The organism is Hyphomicrobium sp. (genome assembly GCF_036833075.1).
Classification (GTDB): Bacteria; Pseudomonadota; Alphaproteobacteria; order Rhizobiales; family Hyphomicrobiaceae; genus Hyphomicrobium_C.
On the sequence record NZ_DAITQL010000038.1, the window covers coordinates 16,977 to 39,382 of the forward strand.

Consider the following 22,406-nt stretch of genomic DNA (forward strand, 5'->3'; position numbering starts at 1 on the left):
CCTTGTCCGTTCGCCGGTGCTCGCTCAGTCCTTGAGCACCCACGTATCCTTGGTGCCGCCGCCCTGGCTCGAGTTGACGACGAGCGATCCCTTCGTGAGGGCCACGCGCGTGAGCCCGCCCGGAACGAGGCGTACCTCGTCGCCGACCAGCACGAAGGGCCTGAGATCGAGATGGCGTGGCGCGATCCCCTCCTCGACGAGCGTCGGGCAGGTCGAGAGCGCGAGCGTGGGCTGGGCGATATAGCGATCGGGATTGGCTTTGACGCGCGCACGGAACGTCTCGATCTCGCCCCTCGCGGCGGCAGGGCCGACGAGCATGCCGTAGCCGCCCGAGCCATGCACTTCCTTCACCACCAGCTCGCCCATGTTCTCGATCACGTATGCGAGCGCCTCGGGCTGGCGGCAATTGTAGGTCGGCACGTTCTTCAGGATGGAAGGCGCGCCCATGTAGAACTCGACGATCTCGGGGATGTAGCTGTAGATCGCCTTGTCGTCGGCGATGCCGGCCCCCGGCGCGTTGACGATGGTGACGTTGCCGGCCCGGTAGACGTCCATGAGGCCCGGAACGCCGAGCAGCGAAGCGGGGTCGAAGGTCAGAGGATCGAGAAAGGCATCGTCCACCCGCCGATAGAGGACGTCGACGGGGCGCAGCCCTTGCGTCGTCTTCATCATGAGGCGGCCGGCCAGCACGACGAGGTCTGCGCCCTCCACCAGCTCGACGCCCATCTGGTCGGCGAGGAACGCGTGCTCGAAATAGGCGCTGTTGTAGAGGCCGGGCGTCAGCACCGCGATGGCGGGATCGCCCGCGAGATGGCGCGGCGCCACGCTTTCGAGCGTCTGGCGCAGATAGGCGGGATAGATCTCGACGGGCGCGACGCGGTTCTCCGCGAACAGGTCCGGGAACATGTGCATCATCGTTTCGCGGTTCTCCAGCATGTAGGAGACGCCCGACGGCGTGCGCGTGTTGTCCTCGAGGACATAGAACTCGCTCTCGCCGGTGCGCACGATGTCGATGCCGATGATGTGCGCGTAGATCCCGCGCTCGGGCTCGACGCCGATCATCTCCGGAACGAAGGCGCCGTTCTGGATGACGAGCTCCGCCGGGATGCGTCCGGCCCTGATGATTTCCTGGCGGTGATAGATGTCGTAGAGGAATGCGTTGAGGGCTTTCACGCGCTGCTCGATGCCGGCCGCGAGCTGGCGCCACTCGGCCGCGGCGATGATGCGCGGAATGAGGTCGAACGGGATCAGCCGCTCGCACGCCTCCGTGTCGCCCGACACGGCGAACGTGATGCCAGTGCGCCGGAACAGAAGCTCCGCCTCGATGCTCTTCTTGCGAAGATCCTCGATGCCGACCGAGCCGAGCCAATCCGCAAGGGTTGCGTAGGGCGCACGCACGCCCTGGCCGAAGCCGTTCATCTCGTCGAAGGCCGTCTTCAAGTCTGTGACCCTGATCTGCTCCATGAGCACCTGCGGCAAGATCCCGTATGCAAGATCCGGTATGGCAAGAGCCGGGCCAATTGCGACGAGCAAGAAAAATCCAGCCCGATCATTCACCTGTACCCAACGCGCGGGCCGATGGCGCCGGCGACTGCCTGGAATACCGGCAGCGCCCGATCAATTCGGCGTCACGGGGAAGCGAATCCGAAATGGAGGTCGCAGGATGAAGACGGCTCGGATTTTCAACGCCGACGGACGGCCGAAGTTCCGCGTGCCCGCCGCTCCTCGCTTCCCGAGAGGACCGCGCGCGATCCGGTGCGCCTCGCGGATCCCCCGGCCCGCGATCCCTCGCTCCGGCATGGACAGCAGCAGCCTTGACGCCGGCGGTATTCTGTCGTTTATTTCTGTCATGACAGAAATAACTGTAAAAACGGATCGCCTGCCGCCTGCCATCGAGCGCTTCGTGATCGCATGGGGCGAGATGGGAGAGGTGTGGGGCGTCAACCGCTCCGTGTCGCAGATCCACGCCCTGCTCTACATCTCCGGCCAGCCGCTCTCGGCCGAGGAGATCGCCGACCGGTTGAAGCTCGCCCGCTCGAACGTCTCGACGTCGTTGCGCGAGCTGCTCTCCTGGTCGCTCATCCGGCGCGTCTCGGTGCTGGGCGAGCGGCGGGACTTTTACGAGGCCGAGGCCGACGTCTTCGAGATGGTGCGGCGGATTGCGGCCAACCGCAAAGCACGCGAGATCGATCCGGCGGTCGCGGCCCTGCGCCAGTGCCTCGCGGCGGCGGAGACGGATCCGAACGTCCCGGGGGCCACGTGCCAGCGCTTTCGCGAGATGCTCGACGTGACGCAGGCGGTCTCGAAGAGTTTCGACGAGGTGATCGACCTGCCGACGCCGATCCTCGCCAAGCTGATCAAGATGGGCGCGGCGGTCGTCCGGCTCGCCGGGTTGACCTCTACCCGCCGGACGAAGCGGTCGGCGAAACCGCCCACGTAACGGGGGCGCGAGGCCGCCGCGCCAGCAGCGCGCAAGCGGAGAAGCGCGACGAACCCGGAGAGGAGGACTGATGACCGCCTTGTCTTCCACGTGCTCAAGGGACGTGATGCCGTCTCCCTCCGAGCCTGACGACCGCGGCATCGTCGATCTTCGCTTTCGCGCCCTCGTCGGCGAGGCGGCCTGGTCGCGTCTGCCACCCGCGGTGCAGCGCCGCTTCTCGACGCACCTGGCGCCGGGCGCGGTGTGTCTCTATGCGGGCGAGGTCACGGAGACCCGCCTCTCGCGTGCGGGCCGGGTTCTCGCGTTCCTCGCCCGCGCCATCGGTGCGCCCCTTCCGCTCGAGGATGGGATGACGGGCAGCGCCGTCGTCGCCGTCACCGAGAACGCCGCGCTCGGGGGGCAATGCTGGACGCGGACCTATGCCCGCGCCGGCCGGTTTCCCCAGGTCATCCACTCAGCCAAGTGCTTTTCGGGGCCGACGGGGCTCGAGGAGCTCGTGGGATGCGGCATCGGCATGGCCCTGACGGTCGGAGAGCATGACGGCGCGCTCGTCTTCCGCTCGGCCCACTATGTTTTTGCGCTCGGTCCTCTTCGGATTGCGATCCCGCGCTGGCTCGAGCCGGGGACGATGGAGGTGGTGCACCGCGACGAGGGCGGCGGGACGTTTCTGTTCACGCTCTCGCTGCGCCATCGCTGGCTGGGAGAGATCATCCACCAGACGGCCCGCTTCCACGATGTCTGACTGGAGGCTGCGGAACATGGATCACGCCTTCTCCCTGTGGAAGAAGGGGCCTGCGTCGAGCCGGAGGCTCGCAGCTGAAGCCGCGCCGAAGGCTCGCAATCGAAAGACGCGGCGGATAAGGAGCTTTTTTGAGGCGCGCAATGCCAGCGGCGAAGCCAAAAAGTACCTCACTGGCCTGCATCCTCTCCTATCCGCCAAAAAGGGAAGTGAAGTATAACGCGAGCAACGGACGCCCATTTCCTTCTCCCGGGACGGGAGAAGGTGCCTCGAAGAGGCGGATGAGGGACTTTGGTCAGTCCCTCCTCACCCGCCCATCGGGAGCACCGACGTCCTGGTGGCGGGGTCGAAAGCGCCTCCCGATCCGGGACTTGCGTCCGGCGCAATGACCCGCTATCAGCAGCGCTTCGGTGCGCATGAAGCTGGCTGACGAGACCACAGTCACCCGGCGCGCCCCGAACAGCCGGAGAGGTGGCAGAGTGGTCGATCGCGCCGCACTCGAAATGCGGAGTACGGGCAACCGTACCGGGGGTTCGAATCCCTCCCTCTCCGCCACTTCGGTATAAAACCGGGAACGCCGATTCCCGCCGATTTCCCTCCTTTCGCAGCCACCAACGTCCGCAGCAGGGTATTTTTCGATCCCATGATACGAACGGCGTCGTCCGCGACCTCGACACGCTGCGCGAAGGCCCGGACGTGCTCCCGCCGATAGCCGCCCTTTCCGAGCCGCATGCGGCTGCGTGCTTTCGTTGCCAATTCACGCACGGCCGCACCCGTCAGGCCCTGATGTGCGGAGCTGGCGAGCATGGCTTCGATTCGTGAGGCATCGGCCCGCGCCTGGTCCCGCAGCGCGGTGAGGCCGGCGATCCGCTCACCAAGGGCTGACTCGGACGGATCGAGAGACCCGGACTCGATGGCGTCGTAAAGGCGCTTGAGGCGCATATCGGCCTCGGCGGCGCGCTGGTTCAATTCGGCAATGTGCTGGCCGCGCCGCGTGATACTCTCCTGCCGACGATCCAGCAGCGAGGCGAGGACTTCTTCGATCCGCTCGGGGTCGAGCAGCCTTTCCTCGATATGAGCCACCACCATGCGGTCGAGCTTATCCATGGGGATGGCGCGGCCCTTGCAGCCGGTCTCGCCCTGCCGCGCCCGGATCGAGCAGGCATAATAGCGATAGCGGCCACTCTTGCCGGTGCGCAGCGTCATGGCCCCGCCGCAGTTGCCGCAATAGCAGATGCCCGTCAGCAGATTCGGGCCGCTGACGACGCGCGGCGGCGTCACCTTCGGATTGTTGGCTTGCAAACGCTTCTGCACGCCATCGAACGTCTCAAGGTCGATCAGAGGCGGCACCGCAACGGTGACGATTTCCTCGGCGGGTTTCAGCTCCTTGGCCTTGGACCGCTTGTTGAACTGATGCTCGCCGATATAGGTGCGGCGCGTCAGGATGCGATGAAGCTGGCCGATACCCCACCGCCCGCCGTTACGGGTGAAGATGCGGTTCTTGTTCAGGTGGTTGACGATGGCCTTTACGCCCATCGGGCCGGACGTGCCGTCGCCCTCCGACGCAAGCCGGAAGATCATCCGCACCGTGTCAGCGTGCAGCGGGTCGATCTCCAGCTTCTTCTTCATCTTCGAGCCGCGCTGCTCGGCATCGACGATACGGTAGCCGATGGGCGGCAGGGAACCGTTCCAGAAGCCTTGCCTTGCGTTCTCCTTCAAGGCGCGCAGGACGTGCTTGGCGTTCTCCTTGGACTGATATTCATCGAACAGCGCCATGATCTGACGCATCATGACGTGCATGGGATCGTCGCCCATCTCCTGTGTGATGGAGACAAGGCGCACGCCATTCTTCGCGAGCTTCCTGACATAAAACTCCAGCTCGAAATGATCGCGGAAGAAGCGCGAGAAGCTGTGAACCACGACGACATCGAAGGGCGCAGGCTTCGAGGTTCCCGCCTCGATCATCCGCTGGAACTCGGGGCGGCGGTCATTGGTCGCCGATGCGCCAGCCTCGACATAGGTTTCAACAAGCTGGTAGCCCCGCGATGCACAATAAGCCTCGCCCTGCTTGCGCTGGTCAGGGATCGACACGTCATGCTCGGCCTGTCGCGTAGTGGAAACGCGAAGGTAGAGTGCGGCGCGCAGTGCGACATGGGGACTCTGCATATTCATAGCGCGTCTCCCTTCGCGGCCCGGCGCTCGATCAGCGGTAGCTCAAGCGCCACGCGGTCATGCAGCACCTTCGGCACGAGCTTCTGGCCCTCTCCGGGGTCCATGCGGACGAGGCCGTAGTTCACCATCGTCTTGAGGGTTCGGGAGAGGCTGGGCTTTGTCCGTCCGGTGATCCGCGACAACTCCTCTAGCGAGCCGGGCGACTGCTCATAGATGACGCGCAGCAGCTCGCGGTTCCCGCTGGACAGGATTTGCGCGAAGGATTCCGTGGACGTGAACCACACCTTCGGATCGTCGGGCGCGGGCTTTTCCTCGCCGCGCGCAATCCGCATGGTGCGGTCCTTCATCTCGTCATAGTCGGCGATCCCGACTTTCAATGTGGTCATAGCACACCTCGTTCCTTCAACACCGCATCCACCGCCTGCCAGAACTCGGCCAGCAAGGTGGCCGCATCCTCCCAGGCGTAAGGCTTCACGGTCTGGAGCCGGTGCCGATGATCCATCGGTTCGCCGCGTCTGCTCCTACCGACCGGATGGGCATTGTCAAAGCCGACCAGCCTTTGGCCCGAAGGCCCGTGAAGCGTGAGCGAGTAGTCGAGGCCGTGTGGCTTTTCCGGCGAGACCGGAACGCGTGTGACGACAAACTTCACCCAATGACCGCCCTCGGGATCGACGACGAGCACCTGTCCGTCAAGGTCCAGAAGCGTGTCGAGGCTCGGATCACGATCCCCGCTCATGGCTTACTGTTACCATTAGATGTTAACGGCGGCAAGCTGTCATTGCCCGGATCGGCATCGACGGGGCCGAACAGCCGGTCGAGAACGTCGCCGAAATACCGCTCGAAGATTTCGATTTCGGCTTCTGTGACCGACACACGGTCGGGCCAGTCGTCAATGACCGGCAACCGCTCGACATCGAAGATATGAGGCAGCGGCTCCCGGCGCGGCGGGCGCTTTGCTGGCGTCGGCTCGCCGGCATAGTCATAGAGGTCGTCGGGAAGTGCCGTCGGGACTGAATGCCGGGGACGCCCTCTCGGGGCGCGGCTGTGCTTCGCGCACATGGAATCCTCCTTGGTTCGCGGGTGGATTCCGGGGCGCTAACGCCTCGGAATTAAGCGAAGCATGGAGGGGGATCGGCGGTCTGTAGCGTGCCGCATTTGCGCCTGTGCGCTGGCGGCACCCCCGCCGTGATGGATCAGAGGGGTTGCCGCCGTGCCTTGGCGAAACCCCGATCCGTGGCGATGAACCGCTCCAGCATCGGCACGATGAGCCTGACGGGATCGGCGGCGGGCTGGCCGCTCTCGCGGGCCAGCACCTCGGCATAGGCGGTCAGGTCGCGGTGGAGTTGAGCGGGCAATTCCACCGTCAGCTTCACCGGCTTGTCGTCGGCCAGCGGGCCGAGTTTCAGCTTCGTCATGTTCAGCTCCTGTAGGGCTCAAGCACAAGGTCGCGGGTGACGATGACCCTGACCGGGAAGCCCGGCCGGATGGTCAGCGTGGGTGCGACCTGCAACTGGCGCTGGACGATCTGCTGTCCGGCCTGATTGATGGTGTCCTGCGCCCCGTCGCGAATGGCGCGGATCAGCCGATCCTCGTGGTCGGTCGCCAGCTCCGTGCCGATACCGAGGAGCGTAGACAGGCCGGCGGCCTTCATCAGATCCCACCAGTGATAATCGACGCCATCCTCAAGCCCGGCATAGCCGCTGGCATCCGCGCCCGGTTGGCGCTCCAGCACGATGGAGCGGCCATTGGGCAGGATCAGACGGTTCCATACCAGCAACACCCTGCGCTGGCCGAAGGTCACGCCGGCGTCGTATTGGCCGATGATGCGCGTCCCCTGCGGGATCAGAAGCAGGCTGCCGGTCGGGCTGTCATAGACATTCTCCGTCACCTGCGCGGTGATCTGGCCAGGAAGGTCCGAACGGATGCCCGTAATCATGGCAGCCGGGATCACTGCCCCAGCCTGAAGGATATACGGCGACGCGGGCGCCATGATGCGATCCAGGGCGACGATCTGCCGGTCCACCGGACCATTGAGAAAAGCCGTGTGTCGGTCCTGCGTGGCGGGCTGACCACCAACGCCAAGACCGGCAAGGCCCGGAATATTGGAACCGGGCGCCGTTACCGTTCTCTGCCCGGACTGGAAAAACACCGTGCTGACGCGCGCGGCTTCTTCTTCGGCAAGACGGCGTTCCTCGGCAGGATCGCGAGCGGGCGTCGCCATTGGGGGCGGCGTGACGGGCTGGCCACGGTTCTGCGCGTCGAGGATCGGGCCGCCGAGATCGCCGGGCAAGGCCGGCCCCAGGACGGGTCCGGTATAGTCGCGCGGCAGGCCGGACAGACCGTCCGCCGTGGGGCGGTTCTCGGTTGAGTAGAGTTCCTCGCCACTGCCGCTCATGTCGCGGGTCTGGAGCGCATAGATCAGCGCCCCGCCGATGCCGAGAAGCGCCATTGCTCCGACGCCAGTAAGCATCTTGCGCGACAGTCTGGTGACGCGCGGCGGTTCGGCACGCAGCCGCATGGGTGCGGTGGTGTCCGCTGTTGCTTCTACAGGGGTCGTGTCTTCGGTCATGACGGGGATTCTCCGGTCGCCTTTGCCGGCTGTGCAGCCTGCCGTTGCTCGATGCGGACGATCCTGACCGTCTGCTGGCGATCGCCGCTGCCAAGGCGCAGCTCTGCCGCGCCGAACAGGCGATCCACGATCAGGATGTTCTGATGGATGCGGCTGTTGACGATCTGGGTCTCGCCATCGGAGCCGATGACGAAGATCGGCGGCATCTCGCCCTGCACGATACCACGCGGGAAGACGACATAGACGCGGCGACCGTCATCGAAGACGGAGATAGGCCGCCACGGCGGGCTGTCTCCTGTCAGGCCATAGCGATAGTTGCGCGCCGCCTCGGCCGGAATGATGGGTGCTGATGGAACGGTCTGGCGCTGGCCTGCCGGCTGTGCCGGATAGGCCCAGGCGACGGAGGGCATATAGAGGGCTTCGCGGGCGCGCAGCTCGATCATGTAGGTGCGACGGTCTGTCGTCACGACGAGGTTTGTCGCGATGTCCGGCCGCGTCGGCTTGACGAGGATATGGACGCGACGTGTCGTGCCCGATCCGCTCTCGGTATCGCCGATGATCCAGCGGGCGGTGTCGCCTGCCGCGATCGGTCCCGCGCCGGTCAGGTTCTCGCCCGGCTCCAGCGCGATGTCGGTGATCTGGCCGGGAGAACCGTAGACCTGATAGAGCGCGCCTTCGGACCAGGGATAAATCTGGATGGCGTTATAGTAGCCCTCGCGGCGCGGCTCGACGCGGGCGGCGGCATTGGCGTTCTCGACACGGCGTGCCGGTGTTCCGGCAGCGGTCCCGCCGCGTGCGACCGTCCATGCGGGCGGCGTGTGCAAAGGCCGGGGCCGGTCATCGGTGACGGCGGCCTGCACGACGGGCAGCGCGGGCACATCGGCGTCGTAGCTGAATTGCGGCACCTTGTTGGTGGCGCACCCCGCAAGCATGGTGGCGGAAAGCAGGACGGCAGCAACTGCAGGCGTATGGGTGATCGTCCTCATTGGCTCATCTCCCGCGACCATGAGATTGCATTGACGTAGATGCCGAGCGGATTGGCGCGCAGGCGCTCGGCGTCGCGCGGGGTCTGGATCACGATGGTCAGGATCGCGGTCCAGCGTTCGGTCGTGGAAAGCTGGCCGTTCTCGTAATGGCGTTCCGTCCATGCGACGCGGAAGCTGTCCGGGGACGCCCGGATGACGCTCGACACCTCGACGGCGATCTGCTGCTTGCCAACCTTTGTGAAGGGGTCGTTGCTGCGCGCATAGTCGTTCAGGGCCGCTGCGCCCCGATCTGTTGTGAACTCATAGGCCCGGAGCCAGTTCTGGCGGACAATGATCGCATCGGCCGGGATCGCGCGAACCTGCTCGATGAAGCGACCGAGATGGAAAGCAATCTGCGGATCGGTCGGGCGATAGTCCGCCGTGGCTGCCGCGACGGTCTGGACCTGGCCGAGCTTGTCGACCTGCACCACCCAAGGAACGACGGTCCCGCGCGCCGATTGCCAGACAAGGGCCGCGGCGAAACCGGCCGAGAGGATCAGCGACCCGAAGGCCATATAACGCCAGTTCTTCGCCTGCACGCGAGCCGAGCCGATGCGTTCGTCCCAGACCTGCGCCGCCTTCTGATAGGGCGTCTCGGGTTCGGGGGATTTGCCGTAGTGGGTTGCGGGTCGTTTGAAGATGCTCATGAGCGGTCACTTTCGGAAAGGTTGACGGAAGAGCCGCCACCATGGCTGTCGCCGGAGCGCACCGCATGGGCGGCCATGGTGGTGCCGTGGCTGACAGACTGTGAGCGCCGCATCCTTTGCGCCCAGGCCGGGGGACTGCCAGCGGGGGAAGATGCGGCTGCGGGCGCTGCGCTGCTGCCTCCGACCGTGCCTGCGGTAGATGATCCTCCCGTCACCCCGAAGGTTGCGCGTGCGCCATCCGAAAAGCTGGATTTGACGCTTTCCGTTGCTTTCGAGGCGGCGCGTTTCAGAGGCGATACGGCGGCGGAGCCTGCGGCGCGGGCAACCCCGCCAAGGCCGGAGGCGACGCCTGCCGCGCCCGACTGGCCGAGCGATCCCATGCTGTAGGCGGCAGATGCTGCGCCCGCGGCGGTCGCGCCACCCCGCACGGCCGCGGCTCCACCGGACATGGCGGCAGCGCCTCCCTTGATGGCGAGACCGGCCGCCCCGCCTGCGGCAAGGGCTGCACCACCCACGGCAAGGCCCGTGCCAACGGCCGCGCCTGCGCCAAGCTGCGGCCCGCCCGAAACGAGACCGGAAGCGATGCCGGGGCCGAAGATGCCAAGACCGAGCAGCGAGAGGGCGGCGAGCACGATCGCCATGGCGTCGTCGATCGTCGGCGTCATGCCGCCGAAGCCTGCGGTGAACTGCGAGAACAGTGTTGAGCCGATGCCGATGATGACGGCCAGCACCAGCACCTTGATGCCGCTGGAAATCACATTGCCAAGCACGCGCTCGGCCATGAAGGCGGTCTTGCCGAACAGGCCGAAGGGGATCAGCACGAAGCCCGCGAGCGTCGTCAGCTTGAACTCGATGAGCGTCACAAAAAGCTGGATGGCGAGGATGAAGAAGGCGAGCAGCACCAGCGCCCAGGCCAGAAACATGCAGGCGATCTGGATGAAGTTCTCGAAGAACGACCAGTAGCCCATCAGGTCGGAGATGGAATCGAGCAGCGGGCGGCCCGCATCAAGCCCGGTTTGCGCGACCTTGCCGGGGCGCATCAGGTCGGCGGTGGAAAAGCTGGTGCCGGAGGCTTTCAGGCCGAGACCTGCGAAGCTCTCGAAGACGATCTTCGCCAGGTTGTTCCAGTTGGAAATGATGTAGGCGAACGCGCCGACGAAGAGGGTTTTCTTGACCAGCCGGGCGATGATGTCGTCATCCGCGCCCCAACTCCAGAACAGCGCGGCAAGCGTCACGTCGATGACGATCAGGGTGGTAGCGATAAAGCCGACCTCGCCGCCGAGGAGGCCGAACCCGCTGTCGATGTAGGACGTGAATACGCCGAGGAAGTTGTCGATGACGCCGGTGCCGCCCATGGTTCACTGTCCACCGTTCTGATGCGGGGTGGCGGGCACCGGCGTCCGGCCGAGAAACCTGTCGCGGTTCTCGGACCAGCTGGCGAGGCAATCGGGATCGCTCGCGGCCGCCTCGCCAAGACGCTGACAGTCGCGCAGGCTCTGGCGCAACGGATCGGCAGGACGCTGTAGCTCCGGCGCGGGCCTGCCGCGCGGCGGCTCGTCGTTGCGGGTCATCTCGATCACCGTGGCGGTGATGGCGATGGCGACGAATATGATCGCGCCCAGCCGGGCCAGCATCTTGCCGTCCATGTCGCGCCCCTCCTGTCCGGTCAGTTGTTGCCGTTGCCGAACATTCGGGCATTGCCGGGCTGGTAGCCCGATCCCGGCGTCAGGAAGCGCTCGCGCTGGACGCGGCCCTGTTCGGCGGCGGTGGCACGCTCGGCCTCGATCAGCGCCTCGGACCGGCCATTGGCCGACATCAGCGCGATCAGGTCGGAAAGCTGCTGCGACTGGAGGGCGAGAAGCTGATTGCCGGCCTGCGTGGCTTGCAGCGCGCCGGTCGCGTTCTGGCTCTGCCCGACCAGTTCCGACATCTGCGTGCGGTTGGTGTCGATATTGCCGACGACGCCGGCCTGCACGCGCATGGCGTCCTGCAAGCCGCCGACCGTATTCTGCCAGCGGGACCGCGCGTCGGCGACAAGCTGGGTATCGGTCGCGGACAGCGAGACGTTGCCATATTGGGTCTGGAAGATCTGATCGACCTTCTGCACGTCGAAGGCTATGTTCTGCGCCTGAGCGAGAAGCTGCTGGGTGCGCTGCACGTTCTGCTGTAGTTGCTGGAGCGACGAGAACGGCAGGCTCGCCAGATTCTTCGCCTGATTGATGAGCATCTGCGCTTCGTTCTGAAGCGACGTGATCTGGTTGTTGATCTGCTCCAGCGTGCGTGCGGCCGTAAGCAGATTCTGCGCGTAGTTGCTCGGATCATAGACAATCCGGCCGAAGCCGAATTGCGCGTGGGCCGGGCTGGTCAGCATGGGCGACAGCGCGAGCGGCGCGGCCAGCATGGTCGCGGCCATGAAAATGGCGCGCGAGCGCGAACGGTGAATCGTCATGGTTGGGACTCCTTCTCGGTCTGGGGGATGAGATTGGTGAGGTCGGGGATCAGGTCGGCCGCCCAATCGACGCCGCGCAGGCGCAGCCAGGCGGCGAGGAAGCCGTCACGGCCATGCTCGGTGACGATGCGCGCGATGGCACTCTGATCGGATTTGGACGATGCGGCGCAGAGCGCGAGGCCGACTTCGGACAGGCCAAGCTCGAACAGGCGATTGCCGCGCCGCGACTGGCAGTAGTAATCCCGCTTGGGCGTGGCCCGTGCGAGGATTTCGATCTGCCGGTCATTGAGGCCGAAGCGGCGATAGATGGCAGTGATCTGCGGCTCGATCGCGCGCTCGTTCGGCAGGAGCAGCCGCGTCTGGCAACTTTCGATGATGGCAGGTGCGATATTGCTGCCATCGATGTCAGAGAGCGACTGCGTGGCGAAGATGACAGAAGCGTTCTTCTTCCTGAGCGTCTTCAGCCATTCGCGGAGCTGGCTGGCAAAGCCTTCATCGTCCAGCGCCAGCCAGCCCTCGTCGATGATGAGTAGGGTCGGCCGCCCGTCGAGGCGGTCGCCGATGCGATGGAAGAGATAGGCCAGCACGGCCGGAGCCGCGCCGGTCCCGACCAGCCCCTCGATCTCGAACGCCTGCACATCCGCTGAGCCGAGTTGTTCGGTCTCGGCGTCGAGCAACCGACCATAGGCCCCGCCGATGCAATAGGGCCGCAATGCCTGCTTCAGATCATTGGATTGAAGCAGCACAGTCAGGCCGGTGATGGTGCGCTCCCCGACCGGTGCCGACGCGAGCGAGTTCAGCGCCGTCCAGATATACTCCTTGGTTTCAGGCGTTACCGGCACACCCTCGCGGCCGAGAATGGCGGCGATCCAGTCCGCCGCCCATGCGCGCTCGTGAGGCTCATCGATACGGGCGAGCGGCTGGAGCGAGACGGATGCCTCATCCCCTTCCGTCAACCCGCCGCCAAGATCATGCCAGTCGCCACCCATGGCGAGCGAGGCGACCCGGATTGAGCCGCCGAAGTCGAACGCGAAGACCTGGGCACCGGCATAACGACGGAACTGCAAGGCCATGAGCGCCAGCAGCACGGACTTGCCCGCGCCGGTCGGGCCGACGACAAGGGTGTGACCAACATCGCCGACGTGAAGGGAAAACCGGAACGGGGTCGAGCCTTCGGTCTTGCCGAAGAACAGCGGGGGCGCGCTGAAATGCTCATCCCGTTCCGGCCCCGCCCACACGGCCGATAGCGGGATCATGTGGGCAAGGTTGAGCGTCGAGACGGGCGGCTGCCGGACATTCGCATAGGCGTGTCCGGGGATCGAGCCGAGCCAGGCATCGACGGCGTTGACGGTCTCGGGCATCGCAGTGAAGTCGCGGCCCTGAATGATCTTTTCGGCGAGGCGGAGCTTTTCGTCGGCAATGCGTGGATCGGCATCCCAGACGATGATGGTGGCCGTGACATAGGCCATGCCGGCAACATCGGCCCCAAGCTCCTGCAAGGCCATGTCGGCGTCGGCGGCCTTGTTCGCCGCGTCCGTGTCAACGAGCGCGGATTGCTCGTTGGTCATGACTTCCTTGAGGATCGCGGCAATGGACTTGCGCTTGGCGAACCACTGCCGCCTGATCTTCATCAGGAGACGGGTGGCGTCAGTCTTGTCCATGAGGATGGCGCGGGTGCTCCAGCGATAGGGAAACGGCAGCCGGTTCATCTCGTCTAGCAGGCCGGGCGTCGTCGCGGTCGGAAAGCCGATGATGGTGAGGACGCGCAGATGCTGGTCGCCAAGTCGCGGCTCCAGTCCGCCGGTCAGCGGTTGATCGGCGAGCAGCGCGTCGAGGTGCATCGGCACCTCCGGCACGCGAACGCGGTGGCGGTTGGTCGAGATGGTGGAATGCAGATAGGTCAGCGTGCCCGCGTCATCGAGCCAGCGGCATTCCGGCATGAAGCCGTCGAGCAGCGCCAGCACGCGGTCGGTGCGGTCGATGAAGCCGCGCAGCAGCTCCCACGGATCGACGCCGGATTGTTCGCGGCCTTCATAGAGCCAGGTTTCGGCGCGGGCGGCGTCCTCGGCGGGCGGCAGCCAGAGGAAGGTCAGGAAGTAGCCGGACACGAAATGCGTTCCGACTTCCTCGAAACCTGCCTTGCGCTCGGCGTCCAGCAATGCCGATGCGGCTTCGGGAAATTGGCTCGCGGGATAGGTCGCGGCTTCGGAGCGTTGGGCTTCGACGAAGATGCTCCAGCCGGAACCGAGACGCCGCATGGCATTGTTGATCCGGCCCGCGACGGCAACCAGCTCGGCCGCGACGGCGGAATCCAGATCGGGACCGCGAAACTTCGCCGTCCTCTGGAAGCTGCCATCCTTGTTTAGCACGACACCGGAGCCGACAAGTGCTGCCCAGGGCAGGAAATCCGCGAGACGGCTGGCGGTGCGACGATATTCGGCAAGGTTCATCATGTGCGCCTCCGTCAGATCGAGAGATGGCCGGGGATGCGCAGATGCCTGCGGCCCACTTCGACGAAGAGCGGATCGCGCTTTGCCGCCCAGACGGCGGCGAAATGGCCGATGGCCCAGATGGCGAGGCCGACCAACCAGAGGCGCAGGCCGAGACCCACGGCCCCGGCCAGCGTTCCGTTCATGATGGCGATGGAGCGCGGAGCGCCGCCGAGCAGGATATGCTCGGTCAGCGCCCTGTGGACGGGGACGGAAAATCCCGGCACCGCGTCGAGTTGTTCGAGGCCACCCGCCATCAAACGAGCGCCCCGCCGCCAAAGCTGAAGAAGCTGAGGAAGAAGGAACTGGCCGCGAACGCGATGCTGAGGCCGAAGACGATCTGGATCAGGCGGCGGAAGCCGCCGCTGGTGTCGCCGAACGCGAGCGCGAGGCCGGTGGCGATAATCACGATCACCGCGATGATCTTGGCGACCGGCCCCTCGATCGACTGAAGGATGGATTGTAGGGGCGCTTCCCAAGGCATCGACGAGCCGGATGCGTGTGCGGCGGGTGCCAGCATTAGGCTGATGGAAACAGTGGCTGCGGCGGTCGCCATGATGCGGCAGCCGCGCGAAATCGTGCGGATCATGAGGGGTCTCCTTTCGAGGTGGTTGCGGGGGTAATGGCGTAGTCACCGTCCGATCCCAGCCCTTCGACGCGGGCGAGTTCGGCCAGCCGGCGCGCGGAGCCGCGACCGGACAGGACGGCAACGAGGTCGATGGTCTCGGCGATCAGCGCGCGCGGGACCGTGATGACGGCTTCCTGGATGAGTTGTTCGAGCCGGCGCAGCGCGCCAATGCCTGAGCCGGCATGGATGGTGCTAATCCCGCCCGGATGTCCCGTTCCCCAGGCTTTGAGCAGGTCGAGGGCTTCGGAACCGCGCACCTCGCCGACAGGGATGCGATCCGGGCGCAGGCGTAGCGACGAGCGCACGAGATCCGATAGCGTCGCTACACCATCCTTGGTCCGCACGGCGACAAGGTTGGGCGCGGCGCATTGCAGCTCGCGCGTGTCCTCTATGATGACGACGCGATCCTGCGTCTTCGCTACCTCGGCGAGCAGCGCATTGGTGAGCGTCGTTTTGCCGGTGGATGTACCGCCTGCGACGAGAATGTTAGCGCGGGACGCGACGGCTTCGCGCAGGGTCACGGCCTGATCGGCGGACATGATCCCGGCCGCCACATAGTCGTCGAGCGTGAACACCGCGACGGCGGGCTTGCGGATCGCGAAGGCGGGCGCGGCGACGACAGGCGGCAACAGCCCCTCGAACCGCTCGCCGGTTTCTGGAAGCTCTGCCGAGACGCGGGGTGCGCGGGCATGAACCTCCGCGCCGACATGGTGCGCCACCAGCCGGACGATGCGCTCACCATCGGCGGCGGATAGCATCTCGCCCGTATCGGCCAGCCCTTCGGAGAGCCGGTCGATCCAGATGCGACCGTCCGGGTTCAGCATCACCTCGATGACGGCGGGGTCTTCGAGAAACCGGGCGATGGACGCGCCAAGTGCCGTGCGCAGCATCCGCGCGCCGCGTGCAATCGCCTCCGGTTTCTGATGATGTGTCGTCATGTCGACCCCATTTCTCACGGGGCGCAACAGACGGACCCCGCAACGGGGTCGATTAAGAAAGCCCGAAATTGGGCCGGTTCAACAAGTATTTACGCGCGTGCGGCGACCGGCGGCTATCGGCGGTAAATAGGATGGGTAACGCTCTGGAGTGGGCTCCTACCCGTCGCGATGTCGCAGCTCATTCCAGAATCGGGGCTTTGGTCATCTCACTGGACCCGTCGTTCCCAAAGCTTCCTCAAGTGCCCTGCGACCGCTGCCCGCAAGCCATGAACGCAGATTGAGCAGTTCCGGGTTGATCTCACGCATGGCATCAAGATCGACCTTCTCCGCAAGCGGGCCGTTTTCCAGGCTTTTTGCCATATGCGCCAAGTCCGCATTTGCTGTGAGAACATCATCGGGAAAACGTTCATAGGTGATCTTACGACCAGCAGCTTCGGTGAATGCGGTCTCAAGCTCGCGCCCGGTCACCCGGTCGCTGGCAATCTTCATGGTCTTGCCACCGAAACGGGCCTTGTCGGCAAACACGGCAGCAGCAAATTTGCCGATGTCTTCCACGGCGGTCAGGTGAATCGCATGATCCCGCCGGATCAGCGACACCAGCCGACCCTGATCCAGGCCAAAACCCGGTCGCACCAGCATCTCCATGAAGATCATCGGTCGAATGATGGTGGCGGTGATGGGAAGTTGGCGGAGGTGCGCTTCGATGCGGGGCTTGGCGTCGAAGCGCGGCACGCCCGTCAGCGCATCCCCAGCGCTGGCGCCTGAAGAATATAAGAAATGCTCGATACCAGTTTCGGCTGCGATATCCGCAATCGCCACCCCATGGCGGACTTCGTCCTCGGCAGTCAGGTTCCCCGGCAATACGCTGAAGACACCATAAGCGTCTTTCATGGCTGCGCGGATGACATCTTTATCCTCGAAAGAGCCTTGAAAAAGCTCGGCGCCAGCATTCTGGAGCGTTGAGGATACGGCTCCGGCGGCGTCCAACACAAGCGCACGAACGAGCCACCCTGCCTTCAGCAAGGCTTTGGCGACAGATCCTCCCTGCCGCCCGGTGGCGCCGAAAACCAGAATGGGTCTTTTGTCATCGGTCATTGGATACCCTCGCATGGAACAAGGGCTATCCATATATACCAACATAAATCTGCCGGAAGACGGCACATTTTTCAGCATCAGGCACAAGGATGATACCCTTGGATAAACAAATACATGCCGAGGCCCCACAAAGGTCTGAGGACAGCCGAGCGTTCACGCCCATTTCATCAAACGGTGTCTGCGCCCTGTTGAGCGACAAGTGGACCATTCCTGTCCTTTGGCGGCTTTCACTCGCAAAGGACTATCGGCTACGCTTCTCAGCGATCAAGAAGGAGGTGGACGGCATCACGCAGCGCATGCTGACACTTACGCTCCGCAACCTTGAGCGCGATGGGCTGGTTACCCGCTATTATTTCCCGGAAGTGCCACCGCGGGTGGAGTATGAACTGACAGAAATAGGTATCGGAGCCTTGCGCGCCCTTGAGGGGTTTAACTTCTGGGTCCGCGACAACCTGCATTCCATCCGAGAGCACCGCCGTACTTACGACGAGGTGAGATTGTAAGCCCTCATCATTCAGGCCGGACACCAGAAACGGACGCGGCGACCGGCGGTTCTTCTTCGTTAGTTCCAGCCGGAGCCTGGTGGAAAGGTTCGATGTCGCGAGACAGCTCTTTCAGGAACCTGTCTCCGGTCGCCAGCCTGCGGCCGAGATTCTGCATGAAGCCCTCGAACCGCTCGTTCCCCTTGATGCGGGCGGACTGCCTGGCGCTGTCCGGTAACGGCGGTGTCATCGTCAGCCAGAAGCGGACGAACAAGGAAAGGGTCTCGCCGAGCACGGCGAGATCTTCGTCCAGCGTGCCGATCTGCCGTCCGATCTTGTCCAGGCGGCGCGACATGGCCGCTTCCAGCCGATCCGACGTGTCGCCCGACAGGAAGGATGCGACAGCGGCCTCGACGATGGCGGACTTCGAGACCTGTCGGCGCAGCGACAGCGCCTCGACCTGTTTGAGCAGTTCGGGGTCGAAATAGACATTCATGCGGGTGCGCGTCGTCATGGGCGGCCTCTCAAAGCTCTATGCCGTCATCGGGGTTCATCGACGTCTGCTGGGCGATCATCCTCATCCGGGAGCGCAGCGCGCGGGCCTTGGCCGCGTCCACGTCCGGTTCGTCGTCCAGAATGTCGAATTCCTGGGCGGGCGTAGGTGGCGGCGGGACGATTTCCTCGTGCTCGGGCAATTCCGGTTCGCGGCGGATACCGGCATTGTCGGGATCACCCTCGGCCCCGCTGGCGGCGGTCGCAGCATACCTGCCCGCCGTCACGATGACGCGGTTCGTCCAGTCGTCGGTTGCTAGCTTCGTCGCCGGAACACATGACAGTTCGGGCGGCGGCAGGATGCGCTCCTGCAATCGCGCATCCTCGAAATAGCGGGCCTTCTTCGCCCGGATCGGTGGCGTTCCTGCGACCATGACGATCTCGTCGGCAGGCGGAAGCTGCATGATCTCCCCAGGGGTCAGCAGCGGCCGCGCCGTTTCCTGCCGCGACACCATCAGATGTCCGAGCCAGGGCGCGAGCCTATGGCCGGCATAGTTGGTAGAATCGCGCATTTCGGTCGCGGTGCCGAGGGAGTCCGACACACGTTTGGCGGTGCGCTCGTCGTTCGTGGCGAATGCAACGCGAACATGGCAGTTGTCGAGAATGCTGTTGTTCGGCCCGTAGGCGCGCTCGATCTGGTTCAGCGATTGAGCGATCAGGAAGGATTTGAGGCCGTAGCCCGCCATGAAGGCGAGCGCCGATTCAAAGAAGTCGAGCCTGCCCAATGCCGGAAATTCATCCAGCATCATGAGCAGGCGATGCCGCTTACCGGATAGGATCAGTTCCTCGGTCAGCCTGCGGCCGATCTGGTTGAGGATGAGCCGGATCAGCGGTTTCGTCCGGTTGATGTCGGAGGGCGGGACGACAAGGTAAAGCGTGACCGGCTTCTTGCTTCCGACAAGATCGGCGATGCGCCAATCGCAGCGGTCCGTGACGCGTGCCACGACCGGATCGCGATAGAGGCCTAGAAACGACATGGCGGTGGACAGCACACCCGACCGCTCGTTCTCGCTCTTGTTCAGCAGTTCGCGCGCCGATGAGGCGACAACCGGATGAACACCGGCTTCGCCAAGATGCGGCGTGTCCATCATCGCGCGCAAAGTGGCCTCGACCGGACGGCGTGGATCGGACAGGAAGTTGGCGACGCCGGACAGGGTTTTGTCCTTCTCGGCATAGAGGACGTGGAGGATCGCGCCGACCAGCAGGCTGTGGCTGGTCTTTTCCCAATGATTACGCTTGTCGAGGCTGCCTTCGGGATCGACCAATATGTCCGCGATATTCTGAACGTCGCGGACTTCCCATTCGCCCTGCCGCACTTCCAGCAACGGGTTATAGGCCGACGATTTCGCGTTGGTCGGATCGAACAACAGTACGCGGCCGTGCCGGGAACGAAAGCCCGCTGTCAGCGTCCAGTTCTCGCCCTTGATGTCGTGGACGATGCAGCTTCCCGGCCAGGTCAGTAGCGTCGGCACTACAAGGCCGACGCCTTTGCCTGACCTCGTGGGAGCAAAACATAGGACGTGCTCCGGCCCGTCATGGCGCAGATAGTCCCGGTCGTATCGGCCGAGCAGGACGCCATCTGGGCCGAGCAACCCGGCGCTGCGGACTTCCCTGTCCTCGGCCCATCGCGCCGAACCATAGGTCGCGACGTTACGGGCTTCGCGCGCCCTAATGATCGACATGAGGATGGCGGCGGCAATAGCGAGGATGCCACCCGACGTGGCGATGGCCGCACCCTCCATGAAAATCGCGGGCGCATAGGCGTCGAAGGAAAACCACCACCAGAAGAAGGCGGATGGATGGTAGAATGGCCAACCGGCCAGATCGAACCACGGGCTTCCGAGTTGGGGCTGAAAGCCGAGCCGGAACGCCACCCATTGCGTCGCGGCCCATGTCATCACCATGACAATGGTGATGACGACGGCAATCTGACCCCAGAGTATTCGGCCTCCGCGCATACAAGCTCCAATCGGCAAAGTTGATGAAGCCGATCAGAGAATGGGCAATTAGGCGGTAATCAACAATAAAGGTGGAGCGATAGGGCGACCGGATACTATCGGCGGCAAATCGGACGGGTTTCGGCGGCACTATTCCGGCACTGTTGGCCGTGAATCACCACGAATCAGGTTTCGGATGTGCGCGGCCCATTTTCGTCGCCAGGGTGAGCAGGTTCAAAAGCGCGGGGTCGCGGGGTCGCGGCGACCAGACAGCCGAAAACGGGATGGTTTCAGGTTCGTCGCGAACTGGTAGGAAAGTAACATTCGCTGTGTTGCCGACTGTGCTGTCCTCGACGAAAAGCGAAACGCCATGCCTTGCGGCGATCATGGACATAAGCGTACTTCGTTCGACATCGAGCCACTGAATTGCTGGCGTCAGCCATTTCCCGGCCGAGCGCGCCACGATCAGGTCATGTACCTGCGGGCCGGTGCCACCTCGACGGACGAGGAAGGTTTCCTCCGCAAGTTGCCGCCATTCGACGTTCGGTAGCTCCGCCAGCGGATGCTTCAATGGCAGTGCAACCATCAGCCGGTCGCGCCAGATTACGCGGGAGTTTAGGTCGGGAATTTCGTGGGTGCCAGCCATGAAGGCGACATCGAGCCTGCCATCGCGCACCATGACTTGTGTGCTGCGTGCCGTACCTTCGGTAATGTGCAGGTGGACACCCGGATGTTTGCCGCGGAACCGTTCCAGTAGGCAGTCGAGGAAGCACCCTGCAGCGAGGGCGTGAACGCCGATCCGCAGCTCACCTTCTTCGCCGCGCGCCTGCATCCCGGCCGTTTTGATCGCACGGTCGAGAATACTCATCGCGTCATTGACTTGATCAACGAAATGGCGTCCGGCTTCGGTCAGCCGTACGCCGCGCGTGTTGCGGTCAAAAAGTACGATGCCAAGGTCTTCCTCCAGCGTCTTGATCCGAGCGCTCACGCTCGACTGGCTAGTGCCCAGTGCCAGAGCGGCACGGTGGAAACTGAGATATTCCGCGACAGCGAGAGTCTGGATTAGGGCAACCATCGGGACATGGCTTCCAAGGATTGGAAGATGAGAAGCTATTTCCGGTCCATTTCTCCGTCTCCTTCGCATGTTACCGCCAAGCTGAAACGTCACACCTCAGCGGCGGAAGCGAAGTTCTGGAACAAGGAAAGGCTGTTGCACGCACGAGTCCAACGATATCCGGGCACCTTGGATTTGCGCATCATGGCTGCCCCTCAGCAGCCACTTCATCGCGGCGTTCGCGGCGGTTTCTCGCGGGAATTTCGCTGTTGACCAGCCATAACGCGATGCCGATCAGAATGCCTCCACAGGCTTGAAGCCAGGAGAGCGTAGCGCCGAGTATGAAGTATGACAGGATGACCGTGAACAACGGGGCCAGGAACAGAAAGCCGCTCGTCTTCGTTGCTCCCCCCTTGTTCAACGCTACGAACCACAAGCCGAAAGAACCTGTCGAGGCGGGGATTGCGAGCCAGAAGAACCATCCCCACTGCTCCCTTGTGACGTCTGCCGGCCAGTGCTCGCCTGTACCGTATGCAAGGCCCAAGACAGCGAGGGAGCCGATCAGCATCTGCCAGAAGCTCAACCCCCATGGACCAAACGGCAGATTGGCGCGCTTGTTGATGATCGTCGCTGTCGCCCAGCAGAGGGCAGATGTAATGCCGATGATTTCACCGAGCAAGGTGCCGCCACCGGAAAGCATGTCGGGCCCGATACCAATGGCGAGACCAACGCCGATGACGCCGAGGAAAAGCCCGGCCAATCTCCCACGATGAAGTGTTTCGCCGAGAAAGAAGCGGCCCAGCACTGCTACCCAGATAGGATTGGTGAAAAGCAAAATGGCGGCGGTCGACGCGGACACGAATTTCATTGCCCAGAAGAGCAGGCCCATGACCGCTGCCGTCTGGACCAGTCCAATAAGGATCACCAGAGAAAGGTCTCGCAGACCTGCTCGGCGCGGAAAAAGTGCCTGTCTGGCGCTGCCCTTGTCGAAGAGGACCAAAGGTAGGGTGGCGAGTGCTGCGACGAGGAAACGCCATCCCACCAGAATCATGGGGTCGAAACCCTGCTGGATCAGGATTTTTCCTGCGACGAAGCTGGACCCCATCAGAAACGTGGATGCAATCAGTATTATAAGGAATGGCACCTGAGATGCCGGCGCAGGTCGCGTCCGCATAGGCATAATCACGCTC

23 protein-coding genes, 1 tRNA gene and 1 pseudogene are annotated in these 22,406 nt (G+C 64.0%); 4 read left to right on the forward strand and 21 right to left on the reverse strand.

Going from position 1 to position 22,406, the window contains the following annotated elements; all coding sequences use genetic code 11:
- Positions 1–24: 24 nt before the first annotated feature.
- Entirely contained in the window at positions 25–1,464 is a 1,440-nt protein-coding gene (locus V7082_RS12355; protein ID WP_334148948.1) for a circularly permuted type 2 ATP-grasp protein, read from the reverse strand.
- 385 nt (positions 1,465–1,849) lie between these two features.
- Between V7082_RS12355 and V7082_RS12360 the strand changes: the two genes are divergently transcribed.
- The 3 genes from V7082_RS12360 to V7082_RS12370 all read left to right on the forward strand — a co-directional run bounded on the left by V7082_RS12360 (position 1,850) and on the right by V7082_RS12370 (position 3,734).
- The gene (locus V7082_RS12360) at positions 1,850–2,440 is read left to right on the forward strand and encodes a GbsR/MarR family transcriptional regulator (RefSeq protein WP_334148950.1); all 591 of its coding nucleotides are present in this window, start codon (positions 1,850–1,852) and stop codon (positions 2,438–2,440) included.
- 106 nt (positions 2,441–2,546) lie between these two features.
- On the forward strand, positions 2,547–3,182 hold the full coding sequence (locus V7082_RS12365; RefSeq protein WP_334148952.1) for a DUF4166 domain-containing protein: 636 nt from the start codon (positions 2,547–2,549) through the stop codon (positions 3,180–3,182).
- A gap of 462 nt (positions 3,183–3,644) precedes the next feature.
- A tRNA-Ser gene (locus V7082_RS12370) sits at positions 3,645–3,734 on the forward strand.
- 576 nt (positions 3,735–4,310) lie between these two features.
- Here the strand turns inward: V7082_RS12370 and V7082_RS21575 are convergent.
- From V7082_RS21575 to V7082_RS12450, 16 genes and pseudogenes are all read right to left on the reverse strand, one after another.
- Positions 4,311–5,351, reverse strand: a pseudogene (locus V7082_RS21575) (recombinase family protein); the annotation flags it as partial.
- A complete protein-coding gene (locus V7082_RS12380; RefSeq protein ID WP_334148954.1) occupies positions 5,348–5,737 on the reverse strand; it encodes an HVO_A0114 family putative DNA-binding protein in 390 nt (129 codons plus the stop codon). The pseudogene V7082_RS21575 and the gene V7082_RS12380, both read right to left, overlap by 4 nt.
- Positions 5,734–6,087 (reverse strand): toxin-antitoxin system TumE family protein, encoded by a 354-nt coding sequence (locus tag V7082_RS12385; protein WP_334148956.1) that lies wholly within the window; start codon positions 6,085–6,087, stop codon positions 5,734–5,736. The genes V7082_RS12380 and V7082_RS12385 overlap by 4 nt, the downstream gene beginning before the upstream one ends.
- Positions 6,084–6,410, reverse strand: a complete 327-nt coding sequence (locus V7082_RS12390) for a hypothetical protein (protein ID WP_334148957.1) — start codon at positions 6,408–6,410, stop codon at positions 6,084–6,086. The genes V7082_RS12385 and V7082_RS12390 overlap by 4 nt, the downstream gene beginning before the upstream one ends.
- Positions 6,411–6,544: 134 nt before the next feature.
- Complete coding sequence (locus V7082_RS12395) at positions 6,545–6,766, reverse strand: DUF2274 domain-containing protein (protein ID WP_334148959.1); 222 nt, start codon at positions 6,764–6,766, stop codon at positions 6,545–6,547.
- A 2-nt stretch (positions 6,767–6,768) separates the two neighbouring features.
- Positions 6,769–7,869, reverse strand: coding sequence for a TrbI/VirB10 family protein (locus V7082_RS12400; protein WP_334148986.1), 1,101 nt, complete (start codon positions 7,867–7,869; stop codon positions 6,769–6,771).
- Positions 7,870–7,916: 47 nt separating this feature from the next.
- Entirely contained in the window at positions 7,917–8,906 is a 990-nt protein-coding gene (gene trbG, locus V7082_RS12405; protein WP_334148960.1) for a P-type conjugative transfer protein TrbG, read from the reverse strand.
- Positions 8,903–9,592, reverse strand: a complete 690-nt coding sequence (gene trbF / locus V7082_RS12410; RefSeq protein WP_334148962.1) for a conjugal transfer protein TrbF — start codon at positions 9,590–9,592, stop codon at positions 8,903–8,905. The genes trbG and trbF overlap by 4 nt, the downstream gene beginning before the upstream one ends.
- The gene (trbL, locus tag V7082_RS12415) at positions 9,589–10,947 is read right to left on the reverse strand and encodes a P-type conjugative transfer protein TrbL (protein WP_334148963.1); all 1,359 of its coding nucleotides are present in this window, start codon (positions 10,945–10,947) and stop codon (positions 9,589–9,591) included. The genes trbF and trbL overlap by 4 nt, the downstream gene beginning before the upstream one ends.
- A gap of 3 nt (positions 10,948–10,950) precedes the next feature.
- Entirely contained in the window at positions 10,951–11,238 is a 288-nt protein-coding gene (gene trbK-alt / locus V7082_RS12420) for a putative entry exclusion protein TrbK-alt (protein ID WP_334148964.1), read from the reverse strand.
- 20 nt (positions 11,239–11,258) lie between these two features.
- On the reverse strand, positions 11,259–12,041 hold the full coding sequence (trbJ, locus tag V7082_RS12425; RefSeq protein WP_334148966.1) for a P-type conjugative transfer protein TrbJ: 783 nt from the start codon (positions 12,039–12,041) through the stop codon (positions 11,259–11,261).
- Positions 12,038–14,494, reverse strand: coding sequence for a conjugal transfer protein TrbE (gene trbE / locus V7082_RS12430; protein ID WP_334148968.1), 2,457 nt, complete (start codon positions 14,492–14,494; stop codon positions 12,038–12,040). The genes trbJ and trbE overlap by 4 nt, the downstream gene beginning before the upstream one ends.
- Positions 14,495–14,505: 11 nt before the next feature.
- Complete coding sequence (locus tag V7082_RS12435; protein ID WP_334148970.1) at positions 14,506–14,787, reverse strand: VirB3 family type IV secretion system protein; 282 nt, start codon at positions 14,785–14,787, stop codon at positions 14,506–14,508.
- A complete protein-coding gene (locus V7082_RS12440) occupies positions 14,787–15,119 on the reverse strand; it encodes a TrbC/VirB2 family protein (protein ID WP_112671981.1) in 333 nt (110 codons plus the stop codon). The genes V7082_RS12435 and V7082_RS12440 overlap by 1 nt, the downstream gene beginning before the upstream one ends.
- A complete protein-coding gene (trbB, locus tag V7082_RS12445; protein ID WP_334148973.1) occupies positions 15,116–16,096 on the reverse strand; it encodes a P-type conjugative transfer ATPase TrbB in 981 nt (326 codons plus the stop codon). Before trbB ends, V7082_RS12440 begins: the two co-directional genes overlap by 4 nt.
- A gap of 201 nt (positions 16,097–16,297) precedes the next feature.
- On the reverse strand, positions 16,298–17,191 hold the full coding sequence (locus V7082_RS12450) for an NmrA/HSCARG family protein (protein WP_334148975.1): 894 nt from the start codon (positions 17,189–17,191) through the stop codon (positions 16,298–16,300).
- Between the two features lie 89 nt (positions 17,192–17,280).
- On the opposite strand from V7082_RS12450, the gene V7082_RS12455 reads away from it, so the two are divergent.
- Positions 17,281–17,694, forward strand: a complete 414-nt coding sequence (locus V7082_RS12455; RefSeq protein ID WP_334148977.1) for a winged helix-turn-helix transcriptional regulator — start codon at positions 17,281–17,283, stop codon at positions 17,692–17,694.
- Positions 17,695–17,701: 7 nt separating this feature from the next.
- On the opposite strand, the gene V7082_RS12460 is transcribed toward V7082_RS12455, so the two are convergent.
- The 4 genes from V7082_RS12460 to V7082_RS12475 form a co-directional block, all read right to left on the reverse strand.
- The gene (locus V7082_RS12460; protein ID WP_334148979.1) at positions 17,702–18,187 is read right to left on the reverse strand and encodes a CopG family transcriptional regulator; all 486 of its coding nucleotides are present in this window, start codon (positions 18,185–18,187) and stop codon (positions 17,702–17,704) included.
- Positions 18,188–18,197: 10 nt separating this feature from the next.
- Entirely contained in the window at positions 18,198–20,183 is a 1,986-nt protein-coding gene (locus V7082_RS12465; protein WP_334148981.1) for a conjugal transfer protein TraG, read from the reverse strand.
- Between the two features lie 154 nt (positions 20,184–20,337).
- Positions 20,338–21,237 (reverse strand): LysR family transcriptional regulator, encoded by a 900-nt coding sequence (locus V7082_RS12470; RefSeq protein ID WP_334148982.1) that lies wholly within the window; start codon positions 21,235–21,237, stop codon positions 20,338–20,340.
- A 181-nt stretch (positions 21,238–21,418) separates the two neighbouring features.
- Positions 21,419–22,406: DMT family transporter (locus V7082_RS12475; RefSeq protein WP_334148984.1), on the reverse strand; the 988-nt coding region annotated here is incomplete at its 5' end.